The 14,735-nt window shown below is 34.3% G+C and carries 15 protein-coding genes; 12 read left to right on the plus strand and 3 right to left on the minus strand.

Going from position 1 to position 14,735, the window contains the following annotated elements; translation table 11 throughout:
• Window positions 1-117: 117 nt before the first annotated feature.
• A complete protein-coding gene (locus tag AMQ68_RS09650; protein WP_054510421.1) occupies window positions 118-2,049 on the minus strand; it encodes an LTA synthase family protein in 1,932 nt (643 codons plus the stop codon).
• A 115-nt stretch (window positions 2,050-2,164) separates the two neighbouring features.
• On the opposite strand from AMQ68_RS09650, the gene AMQ68_RS09655 reads away from it, so the two are divergent.
• From AMQ68_RS09655 to AMQ68_RS09680, 6 genes are all read left to right on the plus strand, one after another.
• A complete protein-coding gene (locus AMQ68_RS09655) occupies window positions 2,165-2,878 on the plus strand; it encodes a phosphatidylcholine/phosphatidylserine synthase (RefSeq protein ID WP_054510422.1) in 714 nt (237 codons plus the stop codon).
• Window positions 2,879-2,961: 83 nt separating this feature from the next.
• The gene (locus AMQ68_RS09660) at window positions 2,962-3,726 is read left to right on the plus strand and encodes a 3'-5' exonuclease (protein ID WP_054510423.1); all 765 of its coding nucleotides are present in this window, start codon (window positions 2,962-2,964) and stop codon (window positions 3,724-3,726) included.
• A 4-nt stretch (window positions 3,727-3,730) separates the two neighbouring features.
• Window positions 3,731-4,129 carry a DUF2007 domain-containing protein gene (locus AMQ68_RS09665; RefSeq protein ID WP_054510424.1) on the plus strand — a complete coding sequence of 133 codons (399 nt, stop codon included), beginning with the start codon at window positions 3,731-3,733 and terminating at the stop codon, window positions 4,127-4,129.
• Between the two features lie 9 nt (window positions 4,130-4,138).
• The gene (locus AMQ68_RS09670; RefSeq protein ID WP_054510425.1) at window positions 4,139-4,696 is read left to right on the plus strand and encodes a hypothetical protein; all 558 of its coding nucleotides are present in this window, start codon (window positions 4,139-4,141) and stop codon (window positions 4,694-4,696) included.
• A gap of 367 nt (window positions 4,697-5,063) precedes the next feature.
• A complete protein-coding gene (locus AMQ68_RS09675; RefSeq protein WP_054510426.1) occupies window positions 5,064-5,669 on the plus strand; it encodes a fumarylacetoacetate hydrolase family protein in 606 nt (201 codons plus the stop codon).
• 60 nt (window positions 5,670-5,729) lie between these two features.
• Entirely contained in the window at window positions 5,730-6,176 is a 447-nt protein-coding gene (locus tag AMQ68_RS09680) for a universal stress protein (protein ID WP_054510427.1), read from the plus strand.
• A 75-nt stretch (window positions 6,177-6,251) separates the two neighbouring features.
• Here AMQ68_RS09680 and AMQ68_RS09685 read toward each other — a convergent pair whose 3' ends face one another.
• Window positions 6,252-6,485: a hypothetical protein gene (locus AMQ68_RS09685; RefSeq protein ID WP_054510428.1), complete on the minus strand. Its 234-nt coding sequence runs from the start codon at window positions 6,483-6,485 to the stop codon at window positions 6,252-6,254.
• A gap of 42 nt (window positions 6,486-6,527) precedes the next feature.
• On the opposite strand from AMQ68_RS09685, the gene AMQ68_RS09690 reads away from it, so the two are divergent.
• Both AMQ68_RS09690 and AMQ68_RS09695 read left to right on the plus strand, forming a co-directional pair.
• Window positions 6,528-7,433, plus strand: coding sequence for a DUF6427 family protein (locus AMQ68_RS09690; protein WP_054510429.1), 906 nt, complete (start codon window positions 6,528-6,530; stop codon window positions 7,431-7,433).
• Window positions 7,434-7,440: 7 nt separating this feature from the next.
• Window positions 7,441-8,025 (plus strand): DUF3109 family protein, encoded by a 585-nt coding sequence (locus AMQ68_RS09695; RefSeq protein ID WP_054510430.1) that lies wholly within the window; start codon window positions 7,441-7,443, stop codon window positions 8,023-8,025.
• A 58-nt stretch (window positions 8,026-8,083) separates the two neighbouring features.
• Here AMQ68_RS09695 and AMQ68_RS09700 read toward each other — a convergent pair whose 3' ends face one another.
• Window positions 8,084-8,770 (minus strand): hypothetical protein, encoded by a 687-nt coding sequence (locus AMQ68_RS09700; protein WP_054510431.1) that lies wholly within the window; start codon window positions 8,768-8,770, stop codon window positions 8,084-8,086.
• A 159-nt stretch (window positions 8,771-8,929) separates the two neighbouring features.
• On the opposite strand from AMQ68_RS09700, the gene AMQ68_RS09705 reads away from it, so the two are divergent.
• The 4 genes from AMQ68_RS09705 to mgtA all read left to right on the plus strand — a co-directional run bounded on the left by AMQ68_RS09705 (window position 8,930) and on the right by mgtA (window position 14,581).
• A complete protein-coding gene (locus tag AMQ68_RS09705) occupies window positions 8,930-9,610 on the plus strand; it encodes a response regulator transcription factor (protein ID WP_054510432.1) in 681 nt (226 codons plus the stop codon).
• On the plus strand, window positions 9,610-10,977 hold the full coding sequence (locus AMQ68_RS09710) for a cell wall metabolism sensor histidine kinase WalK (protein ID WP_054510433.1): 1,368 nt from the start codon (window positions 9,610-9,612) through the stop codon (window positions 10,975-10,977). Before AMQ68_RS09705 ends, AMQ68_RS09710 begins: the two co-directional genes overlap by 1 nt.
• A 96-nt stretch (window positions 10,978-11,073) precedes the next feature.
• A complete protein-coding gene (locus AMQ68_RS09715; RefSeq protein ID WP_054510434.1) occupies window positions 11,074-11,778 on the plus strand; it encodes an MgtC/SapB family protein in 705 nt (234 codons plus the stop codon).
• Window positions 11,779-11,878: 100 nt separating this feature from the next.
• The gene (gene mgtA, locus AMQ68_RS09720; RefSeq protein ID WP_054510435.1) at window positions 11,879-14,581 is read left to right on the plus strand and encodes a magnesium-translocating P-type ATPase; all 2,703 of its coding nucleotides are present in this window, start codon (window positions 11,879-11,881) and stop codon (window positions 14,579-14,581) included.
• Window positions 14,582-14,735 lie beyond the last annotated feature (154 nt).

The following is a 14,735-nucleotide window of genomic DNA, read 5'->3' on the forward strand; positions in this document are numbered from 1 at the left end:
GTTGTCTATATTAATGCTAAAAATATAAATTAATTTCAAACAAACAAAAAATTTTATTATCCAAAGCATATATAACAAGACACAGACCAACTTTTAGAATTAAACACCTATTAAACGCTAATCTAACTTCCTGTTAATGATTCTATTCATATAATCCTGATACCATCCTTTTGCAATCTGCTGTCCTTTTTGAACCTCTGGGTTACCCTTCAACTGATCCATCAGGTTTTTTTCTAAACCAAGATCTGATTTATCAAAGATTCCGACTACATTTTTGCCATCAAAACGGTAAATATAATTCCCAATAATAAACTGCTCTACTCCACCATCTGAATTGGCTATAATGGATGGATATTTTTTATCGCTCACCAAACTTCTTCCCCAACTTCTGATTCTCTTATTATATCCAATAAGATCAGCTAATGTTGGATAAATATCAATCTGCTGTGCCTCTTCAAGGTTAATTCCTTTTAAATTATATTCAGGATTCGGCGAATATAAAATAATGGGAACCGCGAAACGATTCATCGCTTTTTGATATTCTGGGTAATAAATTTCATTGGTATGATCTCCTGTGAAAACAAAAATAGTATTGTTGTACCAAGGTTGTTTTTTAGCAGTCTCAAAATATTTTTTAATTGAATAATCAGTGTATTGCATGGGCTCATGCATCTGATTCGTGCCTTTTTTAAACTTACCGTTATACTTTTCAGGGATCTTAAATGGATGATGAGAAGATGCAGTAAAAACCGTCGCCATAAAAGGTTGTGTTTTTCCTACATTTTTAGCAAAATACTGTAAAAAAGGTTCATCCCAGATGGCCCACATTCCGTCAAAATCTTCATCATGATTGTATTCTGTTTTTCCGAAGTAATGTTTAAAACCCAAAATATTTCCAAATCCTAAAAATCCCATAGAACCATTTGGTGCCCCGTGATAGAAAGAAGTATCGTAACCCATCTCATTACAGATTGAAACAATCGACTGTATTTTCTGATTAGAATATGGTGAACTTGTAAAAGCGTCCGTCAAACTCGGAATTCCGGCCAAAACACTGCTCATTCCGTGAATAGACTGTCTTCCGTTCGCAAAAGTATTAGGAAAAATCAAACTTTGACCCGCCAAACTATCAAGAAACGGTGTGTAAGAAACGTAATCTTTTATCTTCGTGTTTTGATTAAAAGCGCCTATATATTCTCTACTTAATGATTCAACTATAAAAATGACAATATTGGGTTTGTTGGCAACCTTTCTGTCATAGGTCTTATAAGGTTGAATATTGTCATCAATAAATTTTTCATCTACAAAATGAACTTCCTTAAAACTATTTGTATTCAATGTTCTGAAAAAGGAAAAAGTACTGTTTAGCACAAGATTTCCCTGTGATGGAATCTTTACAAAACGATTCGCATCCACCAAATTGATTGGTCTTGTGCTGTGCTTGAAATCTCCACGAATTCCCCCAACACATAAAACAGCCGTCAGACAAACTGTAACAATCGATAAAATAAAATAAGGAACTAATTTTACAGGTTTACGTTCTTCAATTTTCACTTTTTTATAAAGAAAAACCCAAAGACCCATCAAAACAATAAACCAGATTAATATAAAAGGATTTTGTGCGATTGACGCTGTAAAAACTTTAAAAACATTAGATTCGTGTTGCGCCACCTGTAACGCAGCCGAAGTGAGCCTTGTTTGCGAAAATTTAAAATACACAAAATCACCAAAATTCATGGCGTACGTAATTCCGTTGGTAATAAAATACAGCCAGAAAAGCACTTTCTGATAGCCTTTCTTGGTATTGATAATAATCGGAATTAAACTTAACAGAATAAACAGCGCGTTCACATATAGAATTGCCGTTGTATCAAACGCAATTCCATGAAATGCCAAACTGAAATAGTCTGCAACAGAATCAACTTTTATCAGTTCTTTATTAAAGTACCAAAATAAAAATCTTGCAATCTGATAAAAAAAGTATGCTAAAAAAATCCGGTATAAAAGTACCAGAACTTCCTGTTTTCTAAATTCTTTAAAAAATTTCATTCGGCAAATTTACCAAATTAATGTAACAATTTAACAATGTAGCAGTGTAACAATTACTGGTACATTGTTAAATTGTTACATTGCTAAACTGATTTATTGTTTTAATTTTGCGATTATGAATTTCATTAAAAATAATCTTGCCAATGCCTTAACGCTGGCAAATCTATTTGCAGGTTGTGTGGGTGCCATTCATCTTATTTTAGGTGATTATCAGACGACTGCGATCTGCCTTATTCTTTCTTCAATATTTGATTTTTTTGATGGATTTGTTTCCAGAGCGTTAAAATCAAATTCAAATTTGGGACTTCAGCTGGATTCTCTTGCTGATATGGTGAGTTTTGGTTTGATTCCCGGGTTAACGATGTATAAAGCTTTAGAGCCTTTCGGAACAGAATTATTAGGAATTCACCTTCCTTTTGAGATTAAATATTTCGGATTGCTTGTTACTCTTTTTTCTTGTTTAAGACTGGCAATTTTCAATCTGGATGAAGAACAGCGCTATTATTTCAAAGGATTAAATACACCCACCAATACCGTTTTGCTTTTTGGCCTGTATTATGCATTCAAAGAAACCAATTCTTTCAGTTTCCTTTTTGAAAATGAATTGTTATTGGTTCTTTTAACCATTATTACTTCTTGGTTATTGATCAGTCCGATAAAAATGATGGCAATGAAATTCAAATCAAAAAAGATTCAGGACAATTATGCTAAACTTATATTAGTCGTAGGCGGAATTGCTATTTTAGCTATCTTTCAGATTGTTGGAATTCCAATGCTTGTTATTTATTATATCTTAGTATCATTAGTATTTCAAAAACAACTTAGTTAGAAAGTAGATGTTGGAGCTAGAAAATCAGCTTCCATTCACCCCCTTTCAAATTAATATATTATCAAATTTTCAAATTAAAAAAAATGAATTTAAAACTGCATAAACCTCTTTGTATTTTTGACTTAGAAACAACAGGAACCAACATCGCTAAAGACAGAATTGTTGAAATCTGTATTTTAAAAGTAAATCCTGATGCTTCAAGAGAAAGCAAAACATGGAAAGTAAATCCTGAAATGCCGATTCCATTAGAATCAAGCCAAATTCACGGAATTTATGATGAAGATATAAAGGATGCCCCGACTTTCAAAGAGATTGCGTCAAAAGTAATGGAAATGATCTCAGGAGCTGATTTGGGTGGTTTTAATTCCAACAGATTCGATGTCCCTTTATTGGCAGAAGAACTTTTAAGAGCTGAACTTGATTTTGATTTAAGTAAATTTAAACTTGTTGATGCTCAAACCATCTTCCATAAAAAAGAGCCTAGAAATTTAGGCGCTGCTTACCAATTCTATTGTGGCAAAGTCCTTGAAAATGCACATTCGGCTGAAGCTGATGTAATGGCAACTTTTGAAGTTTTGGACGCTCAAATTGGAAAATATGACGATATTCCGAATGAGATTGCTCCTTTAAGTGAATTCACCTTCCATAATAAGAATGCAGATCTTGCAGGTTTTATAGGTCTTAATGATAAAATGGAACCCGTTTTTAACTTTGGAAAATATAAAGGTCAAGGGGTAAAAGCAGTATTCCAAAAAGATCTTGGATATTTCGGATGGCTTCAAAACGCTGATTTCCCTCTTTATACCAAGAAGGTTTTCACTAAAATACAATTATCAGGTAAATTCTAATAATATGTCAGAATTAGTTAAGTTTAAATTTTACGAAACCGCTCTTGAAGCCAATAGAGATAAACAAATATTGGCTGAAAATGAAATCAATAGTTTCATTGCTAACGAACAGCTTATCCAATCAGATTGGTTGCTTTCGCAGGCTGTAGGCGGAATTCAGTTGCAGGTTTTTGAAGAAGACGTAGAAAAAGCAAAAGAAATTTTGAAAGACTACTCTGAAAACGAAAAAGTTTCATTAGAAGTAGAACATACGATTCCAGATCCTAAGTTTGATTTTGTATGCCCAAAATGTGGTTCTAATCATATTTACAGAGATGATAGTGCCACCAGCTTTTTTGGAGTTTCAATTTTAACAAGTCATAAATTCATTTGCTATTATTGCGAGAACGAGTTTACGCACTAACATAAAAGTATGAAGATTACCAAGCGAATCTTTATGTTTATCTTAATAGGTATTTTATCAATACCTATTTTTGTTGTTGCTTACTTTTACATCACATGGAAAAGTATTATCATTGATGAAAACTTACCTAAACAAGCAATTTATAAAACGTTTGATCATAAAAAACAGAAAACTTTTTATGTATTAGAGGAGGAACCTAAAACTAATAATTTAAAAATTAGTGATGCTGAATTTCCCTTCAATGAGCCTTATATTTGTAATGTATATGATGAAAAATATTATTTAAGAATTAATTTTCAGTTTGGGGATGGCTTTAGTGGCGAAGGCTATAATATATACATGTTTGAAAATTGGTATAAACTTTTCGATTATTCATATTCAGACATAAAGTTAAATGTCCCAGAAGATGATAGTAATGTTTTAAAAAGTGAATTAAAGCTGAATAAAAGCACTTATAAAAAAGGTGATACTATTTACGGTTATGTAAATTTTAAGATACAAAAAATACGCATTTCTGAAAACTATATTGAAGACCGTAACTGTTATTTTAAAGCAGTTGTTGAATAAAATCATTATCATTAAATAAGGTTGAGACAGCTTTCCGGATTGCTTTGCTCTTCGCAATATTCTGTTCTCTGCTTCTTTTGTTTAGATCCTCTTTTCAAGATGACAAACGGAATGCTGATTTGATGGTGATAGATTGAAATAAAGACTAAAACCCTAGCCCCGATTGCAGCGGCATCCTTTTGTGTAGCGCAGCGGAATAAAAGATAGAGCAGAAAGCGGGAAATTGCTTCAAAAATAAATAAAACAGCTATTTAAAGTAATTAAATAGCTCAAAAAAATAAAGTAAAAATAATTGTGAGATTGCTTTACTTCGACAAGCTCAGCATAAACTTGCATTGGCTTCTCGCAATGACCTAAATAAAAAGTTATGAAAATAATCTGCATCGGAAGAAATTACAGTGAACACGCAAAAGAATTAGGAAACGAAATTCCTGAGAAACCCGTTATTTTTATGAAGCCCGACACTGCGGTTTTGAAAGGAAATGATTTCTATATTCCTGAATTTTCAAATGACGTTCATTATGAACTGGAAGTTGTTTTGAAAATTTCAAAAGGTGGAAAATACATTCAGAAAGAAACAGCTCATAAACATTATGAAGAAATTGGGTTGGGAATAGATTTTACGGCCAGAGATCTTCAAAGTGAATTAAAATCTAAAGGACTTCCATGGGAGCTTGCCAAAGGTTTTGACGGTTCTGCAGTGGTTGGAAATTTCTTTAAAAAAGAAAATTATAATCTTGAAGGAGTACAATTTTCATTATTAAAAAACAAAGAAAAAGTACAGGACGGAAATACAAAAGATATGATCTTTTCATTTGATGACATCATTGCATTTGCTTCTCAATATTTCACGTTAAGAGTGGGCGACCTTATTTTTACCGGTACTCCAAAAGGAGTTGGAAAAGTAGATGAAAATGACATTCTGGAAGCGTATCTTGAAGATGAAAAAATTATAGACATCCGAATATTATAAGTAATTTAACATGAGGGTTTGACAATTTTTCATTATCTTTAAATAACAAAATTAAAGGATATGATAAATATTGTACTACCCGTAGATTTTGGGGATAAAACAGAACAGCTTGTAGATGGGGCTATAAAATTCGCAAAAGAAATCAACGGTAAAATTTTTCTAATTCATGTAGCACCTTCAGATATTGGTTTTGCCATCGGAGATATGGGATTCCAATATTTCCCTGAAGTGGAGGCCAATGAAATCAGAGAAGAGTTGGTTCAGCTGAATACAATCGAGCAAAGAATTATCGCCCATGATGTAGATTGCGAACACCTTCTGAAACAAGGTATCGCCAAAGATATTATTCTGGAATACTGTAAAACAAAAAACGCCGATTACATCGTAATGGGTTCACACGGAAGAAGTGGAATCTATGATGTATTTGTAGGAAGTTTAACCAAAGGATTGACGAAAGATTCTCATATCCCGGTTTTGGTGCTTCCAATTCACGAGAATACCCATTAAATTTTAATCGTTACTCATAAAAAAACCGACCAAAAACATGCGTTTTGATCGGTTTTTTACTATATAACCAATTAATTAACCTTCTTTTTTGTAGATCGTAGGATCATAATAAGGGTTTTTACCCTCAGTTGGAGAATAGTAGTCTTTATCTTTGTCGCCACCTAGTGTCGCCACTAAAACATAACACCAATAGGTGAACATTACGCAGCAAACAGCAAATAAGATCCAGTTTAAAACATTTCCGAAAGTTTCAAAAAAACCAAAAGTCCATTTGAAAACTTTGCTTAAGAATAGAAAGAAAGACGTCATTATTTTCCTTTTTTAAATTAACTTTGTACAAATTTATAAAAAATGTTTAGATTACTTTCAAAAGAAAGCAATATTTTTTCAATTCCTGTTTATATTGGTTTTCTTCTTTTAATAGTAATATTATTTAACATACTGAATTTCAATACAAAAGAGACAATTGTAGCCGGAATAACATTTCTGGGAATTGCCTTGGGATATTTCTGTTTTCATAGCATTGCTCTTAATTATCAAACGCATCTGCCTTTATTTCTCTATACATTTTTTATTTTCGGGTTGTATCCTGGTAATATAGACATTGGGATTGCCGTAGCACTGCTTACCAATTCTTTCCTTTTGATGCTTTTGACAAGTACAGATGAAGACCTCAGAAAAAAATCTTATGTACTGGTGGGCTCCATCATTGCATTAAATTTTATTTTCCTGCCAACAACATGGCCGATGGCCGTATTTGTGATCATTCACCTGATTGCTACTTCACAAAAAATCGTATTAAATATCTTCAGATTTATTTTAGGAGTTCTCTTAATCGCATTCAGTTATTTCTGCATTATGTATTTCTTTAGGTTTACTTCCTGGAATCTTGATTATTTCCCGTTTGGAAAAATGAAATTGGTAACAGATTATACAGAACTGTTTCCTTTAATTCCTATTGCTTTAATGCTGATTTATGCGGTATACGACCATTTTAAAAATTATAATAAGAAAAGCCCGATAAGCAGATACAAATATACTTTTCTCCTTGTATTTTCTTTGGCTCAGCTGGTTACTATTATTCTTTATATGAATATTAGATATGAATATTTACTTCTCTTGGCATTTCCTGCAAGTATTATTTTGAGCAGGATGCTGAAGTTTTTACCTAAATATTGGATGCAGGAAGTAAGCGTATGGCTTATCCTTATTAGTTTAGTTACCTTTAAAGCAGGTACTTATTTCGATTTATTTTAAAAAAATTATGATTCAGATAGACGAAAAATTGATTTCCGAGGATATATTTTCCGAAGAATTTGTTTGCAACCTTAGCAAATGCAAGGGTGCATGTTGTGTGGAAGGAGATGTAGGTGCTCCGTTAGATAAAGATGAGCTGGAAGTTTTAGATTCAATTTTTGATAAAATAAAACCCTACCTTACTCCAGAAGGAATCAAGGCTGTTGAAGAGCAAGGAACGTGGACAACAGATCCTTCAGACGGAATGTATGTAACACCAATGGTGGAAGATCGTGAATGTGCATATGTAACGTATGATATAAGAGGAATTACCAAATGTGGAATTGAAAAGGCTTATGAAGATGGCGCTGTGGATTGGCAAAAACCAATCTCTTGTCACCTCTACCCTATCCGTATTACAGAATATTCTGCATTTACCGCTTTGAATTATCACGAATGGAATGTGTGCAGCGATGCCTGTACGCTAGGAAAAGAACTTCAGGTTCCTATCTATAAATTCTTAAAAACACCATTAATTAGAAAATATGGTGAAGAGTTCTACGATGTTCTGAGCGAAGCCGCAGATGAATGGAAGAAAGAATATGGCAACTAAAAATAAAAACCGCAAATCAGTGATTTGCGGTTTTTTTATCGTTTAAAATTAAATATTCCTATTTAAAATCTGCATCTGTAACTCCAGAATTGATTACAATTTTCGTTGTTTTGATCGTGATTTTCTGACCTTTTCCTTCTGCTTCGATCTCAGACGGAAATTGGATACCATCTACCGTCATATATCTCTTAATTGTAGCCGAACCTTCATCAGAAGTAGATCTATGCAATAAAGAAGTAGAAGCATCAAAATAATACTTTCCTTTATCTGAAGCTAAAACATTGTAATCTTTTCCATCCATTTTTTCTACCGTAACGTTTGGAAATTTGGCAGGATCATATCCTAATGCATCAATTGTCTTGCTCTTTTTAAGTTCAGCAATTTTATCTGCAGGAATATCATTTTTTTGTCCCATTTGGTCAAAATATCCTTTCTCACCGTCAAAAAGCTGAGTCATCGTTTGTCCCATTACGGTTTGTACAGATTTGAATTTACTTCCCATTTTTTTAGTCGTCATGGCAATTTCCATTCCTTGTACAGAAAGGGTATTATCTGTGATGGTACTTTTTACAGCTTCTAATTTATCTTTTCCACCCAAAGCTTTGATATAATTATCAATAACTTCTTTGGATGTTAGTTTTGATTTTACAGCTTCCGTTTTAGCGGGAGCAGCAGTTGTTTTTTGCGCAGCTACTGACGTGGAAAATAGTACAGCACAGAAAAACGGGATGATGATCTTTTTCATATACAAATTTTAAAGCGTAAATATAGGGATATTGACTGATATAAAATCTGCTCGTTTGGTAATAAAAAAGTGTTAAAAATCGGTCTTATTAAGTCCATTATAATGATAACTTTCCTTTACTTTCTTAAAACAATATAATAAAATCTTAAATTTGTTTGCATGAATATACTGGTAATAGAAGATGACCTACGTGTTGCAGATCTCATTCACAGAGGATTGCAGGAGCATGGTTTTACCCCAACCCTAGCTTATGACGGGCTTTCAGGAAAAAAACTGGCGCTTCAAAACGATTATGATCTCATTATTACCGATATTATTCTCCCCAAAATGGATGGTCTTGATCTTTGCAAACAGATTCGCCAAACCAAGCCTGAACTTCCTATCATTATGCTCACTGCGTTAGGGACTACAGATGATAAAGTAGAAGGTTTCGATGCCGGAGCTGATGATTATCTGGTAAAACCTTTTGAAATGCGGGAATTACTAGTTCGTATTCGTGCTTTGCTTAAACGCAATCATAAAACCGTAAACAACACCGGTTTTATTCTCCGATTTGCCGATCTTGAGATGAACTTAAGCACTAAAATTGTAAAAAGAGGAACTCAGGAAATCAATCTCACCCCCAAAGAATTTAAGCTGTTGGAATACATGATTCAAAACCCGGAAAGAGTATTATCACGGGTAGAAATTGCAGAAAAAGTTTGGGATACGCATTTTGACACAGGCACCAATTTTATTGATGTTTATATCAATTATTTAAGAAAAAAAATCGATAGAGATTTTGAAGAAAAACTGATCCATACCAAATCTGGGATGGGATTTATCTTAAAGAATAAATAATGCAGATTAAAACAAGAATCACCTTATTGTTTACCGCAATTACAGTCACTATTCTATTGGTGTTTGCTTTAGTGGTGTATACTTCTGCCAAAGAAAGCCGGGAAAAAGAATTCTATAATCTCCTGAAAAAGGAAGCTTATACCAAAGCCAATATCTTTCTCAATGCTCATGTGGATAAAAAGACACTCCAGGAAATCTACCATAACAATCGAAATATATTAAATGAAGTAGAAGTCGCCATTTATGATACCGATTTTAACCTCATCTATCACGATGCTGTAGATATCGACATTGTAAAAGAGACTCCTGAAATGTTGCAAAATATTCGGTTAAAAAAGCAAATCAGCTTTTATCAGGGAGAATGGCAGGTCGTAGGGATTGTTTACCAATACAAAAACAAAGAATATTTAATTACTTCTGCAGCGTATGATCTTTACGGTTATAATAAGCTAAACGATCTTCTAAAGACCATCATCATTGTATTTTTCACGTCTTTAGTCATTATTTATATTGCAGGTACACTATTTTCAAGTAGGATATTAATGCCTATCAAGAAAATGATGGAAAAGGTAACAACCATTTCTGCCACCAATTTGGATCTCCGTCTGGTAAGCTATGATAGTAAAGATGAGCTTTCCCAACTCGCCAACACATTCAATGAAATGCTGGACCGACTAGAAAACTCTTTTGATTCTCAAAAACATTTTGTTTCTAACATTTCTCATGAGCTCAGAACTCCCCTTTCGGCTATGATTGCAGAGCTTGAAATTTCTACCAATAAAGAACGAAATATTCAAGAGTATAAAACAGTTATCCATAATGTTTTAACGGATGCTAAAAAACTGGTACGTCTTTCCAACAGCTTATTAGATTTAGCAAAAGCCAATTATGACCGTTCAGAGATCGGTTTTAAACCCATCCGTATTGATGAAGTTTTATTGGATGCCCGAAAACAAACCCTTCAAGCCAACTCCGACTATAAAATTGATATTCACTTTGAAAATGATTTTGAAGATGATCATCAGATTTCAGTGAACGGAAATGAATACCTTTTAAACGTAGCTTTTATTAATATTTTCGAAAACGGTTGTAAATTTTCCAATGACAAACAGAGCATTGTTTCTATTTTATTTGATGCTGAAAAAATAATCCTGAAGTTTTCTGATAAAGGAATCGGTATTGCCGAAAACGATTTGGAAAACATATTTACCCCTTTCTACCGCGGAGAAAATAAAACGTTTGCAGACGGAAATGGTATTGGCCTATCTCTTACCCAAAAGATCATCAACCTTCATGAAGGAAAAATAAGCGTACAATCTTCACTCAATCAAGGTACTACTTTTATCATTGAATTACCGCATCTATAATTCTCTAATAAAATTCTAATTTTTTTCTGTAGATTCTCTAACTGCCTTTCAAGAAAGGGATACAGACCTTTGCACCATCATTAAAAACGGTAGCAAATGGAACTATTAGAATTCACTACAAGACTTTTTAGCAGTCTGCTCCTTGGTGCTATTATTGGCATCGAGAGACAATGGCGACAAAAAAGTGCAGGACTAAGAACCAACACATTGGTATCTCTTGGCTCTACCGCTTTCCTCTTACTTTCCTTAGAAATTGGAGGGGATGCTGTAGGAAGAATAGCCTCATACATCGTAAGTGGCATTGGTTTTCTTGGTGCCGGAGTCATTATGAAAGATGGCCTGAATGTTTATGGCCTCAATACCGCTGCCACCATCTGGTGTTCCGCTGCGGTAGGAACATTATGCGGGATGGGATTATATGGTCAGGCAGCCATTGTTACGGCCGCTATTATGCTTTCTCATATCATCTTAAGACCTTTGGGTATTCTATTAAATAAATTAAGTTTTCATACTTCAAACGGTGCCCAAACCGATTATCTATTCACCATAAAATGCAGACCTGAAGTAGAAAATCATATTCGAATATTGCTTATGCAGATGTTGGGAAATGATGAGAAACTTCTGATGAAATCATTATCCAGTGACGATACTGATGATTTGTCAAGCGTTATCATCACGGCGATTATCACAACGTTGACTGCCCAAGACAGTTTAATAGAAAAAGCCGCCAGCAGGCTCACCATAGAAGACAAGGTAGTGAAAGTCAGCTGGGAAATCATAGGCACACAATCTGATTTGTAGACCCTCCTATTTACTTATTGTCTATTGATTTCCCTTTTATTCAGCTCTTCTATTTTCTACAATTCTTACTAATTCTTACTTAATAATACACTCTATTATTATGAAACTAAACTTTAAAGCAACTCATCCTTTTCATTCTGCGATTACATCCAACGGAATGAACATAGGAACCATCACTAAGCTTCAAAATGCGTCCAAACAAAATGAGAATTTCATCTATGCTATGCTTGAAACAAGCGAAGAAGGAATCAGTGAGGTAACAGCTTATGACCGTATCCAAACCTTTGGAACCAACGAAATACAACATCAAAAAGCACCTGCATGGTACCGACAGTTATTAAAATCATTTTTAAATCCGTTTATCTATATATTAATCATCATCGCCATTGTTTCATTTATCATTGATATCTGGCTACCCGCAAAAGAAGAACGGGATTTTAAAACATTGATCGTCATTTCTATTATGATTCTTATTAGTGCGCTGCTTCGTTTCATTCAGGAATTCCGAAGCAACAGCGCTGCAGATAAACTAAAAAGCATGGTGAAAACCACCGCTACGGTAAAACGTAAATTTTTAGAAAAAAAAGAAATCCCGATTAGTGAATTGGTACCCGGTGATGTGATACACCTATCTGCCGGAGATATGATTCCTGCCGACTGCCGCATTATGCAAAGCAAAGACCTTTTCATTAGCGAAAGTATGTTGACGGGTGAAGCGCTTCCGGTAGAAAAAAATCACCTGCCGATTCGGGATGCAGACAAAAAGCAGATCATTGAGCTTAATAATCTTTGCTTTATGGGAACCAACGTGGTAAGTGGCTCTGCAACCGCTTTGATTGTTGCTACAGGAAAATACACCTATTTTGGAAGCATCAGTAAATCGATTACCACTGAAAGACCGGAAACAGCTTTTGATAAAGGAATTAATAAACTGAGCTTTCTTCTGATTCGCTTTATGCTTGTCATGGTTCCTGTTATTTTCCTGATTAACGGATTTGTAAAAGGCGATTGGTTAGAAGCTTTATTATTCTCAGTTGCCGTTGCCATAGGATTAACCCCTGAAATGTTACCCATGATCGTTACTGCCAATCTTGCTAAAGGTGCGGTAAATATGAGTAAACATAAAGTTATCGTAAAAAGATTAGATGCCATCCAAAATATTGGAGCGATGGATATTCTTTGCACCGATAAAACAGGAACCTTAACCCTTGACAAAATTGTTCTTGAAAAGCATTTGAATGTATTAGGCGCTGAAGATGATGAAGTATTGAAATGGGCATATCTGAACAGCTTTCATCAGACAGGATTAAAAAGTTTAATGGACAAAGCCATTCTGGAGCATATTGAACTTCATGATTATCTGAAAGCAGATGAACAATACATGAAAGCAGATGAAATTCCTTTTGACTTTCAACGAAGAAGAATGTCTGTCATCCTTAAAATGCACAATGGGAAACATTTGTTGATTTGTAAAGGTGCCGTAGAAGAAATGTTAGAATTATGCAGCCATGCCTTTGATCCGGGAGAAGACCGCAGCGTACATATTGAAAATGATGTAGCCGTTAAAATGGATGATACCATGCGCAATACCGTTCTCAACACGTCAAAAAAAATGAATGAAGAAGGACTTCGTGTATTATTGGTGGCCATCCGAGAATTTGATCCTTTTCATCCGTTAACCTACTCCATTGAAGATGAAAAAAATATGACCTTAACCGGATTTATTGGTTTCCTGGACCCTGCTAAACCTTCTGCCCAGCCTTCTATTGAAGCATTACACAAACTGGGTGTTACCGTGAAAGTACTAACGGGAGATAACGAGATCGTTACACAAAAAATATGTAAAGATGTAGGTATTCCGGTTCATCATATCATCAATGGGCATGAGCTTGATGCAATGTCAGAAGAAGAATTAACTGAACAAATAGATCAAGTTTCTGTATTTGCAAAACTGAATCCGCTACAAAAAGTAAGAGTGGTACAAGCTTTACGAGACAAAGGACATACGGTAGGTTTCATGGGAGACGGAATTAATGATGCTGCCGCTTTGAAACAAGCTGATGTTGGAATTAGCGTAGATACCGCCGTAGATATTGCCAAAGAAAGCGCAGATATTATTCTGTTGGAAAAAGATCTAATGGTTCTTCGAAAAGGAGTTATCTACGGGAGAAGAACCTTTGGAAATATTATTAAATACATCAAAATGACTGCCAGCAGCAACTTCGGAAATATGTTCAGTATGTTGGGAGCCAGTGCTTTTTTACCTTTCCTTCCGATGTTGCCTGTGCATCTTTTGATACAAAATTTATTGTATGATGTTTCTCAGATCTCTATTCCCTGGGATAAAATGGATGAAGAATTTTTAACTGAACCTAAAAAATGGGATGCAGTGGACGTTAGAAGATTTATGCTTTTTATTGGTCCGATCAGTTCCATATTTGATTTTATCACGTATGCGGTGATGTATTATTTCTTTAAAGCGAACAGTCCTGAACATCAGACTTTATTTCAAAGTGGATGGTTTGTGGAAGGATTGCTTTCTCAGACCCTGATTATTCACATGATAAGAACACGGAAAATACCATTTATCCAAAGTTGGGCCTCTACGCCAGTCGTTGCATTAACTTCTTTAATTATGGCTATTGGAATTTTTATTCCGTTTTCACCATTTGCTGCCGGACTAAAATTACAGCCTCTGCCTTTAAGCTATTTCCCATGGTTGGTAGGGATTCTTTTATCCTATTGTTTATTGACCCAGTTGGTAAAAAACTGGTTTATCAAAAGGTTTACGACTTGGTTGTAATAATCACAATAAAAAAATTAAACCACAAAAGATAAAAAAGCTTTTAATCCTCAAGCGTATTGAAGTTAAAATCTATGCTATGATTAAGTAAACATCTGTTTTTGAAAATCAATGATTTTATTCTTATGTGAGCTTTACTCATTATCAACACTAC

Source organism: Chryseobacterium sp. ERMR1:04 (assembly GCF_001297705.1).
In the GTDB taxonomy this organism is placed as follows: Bacteria; Bacteroidota; Bacteroidia; order Flavobacteriales; family Weeksellaceae; genus Chryseobacterium.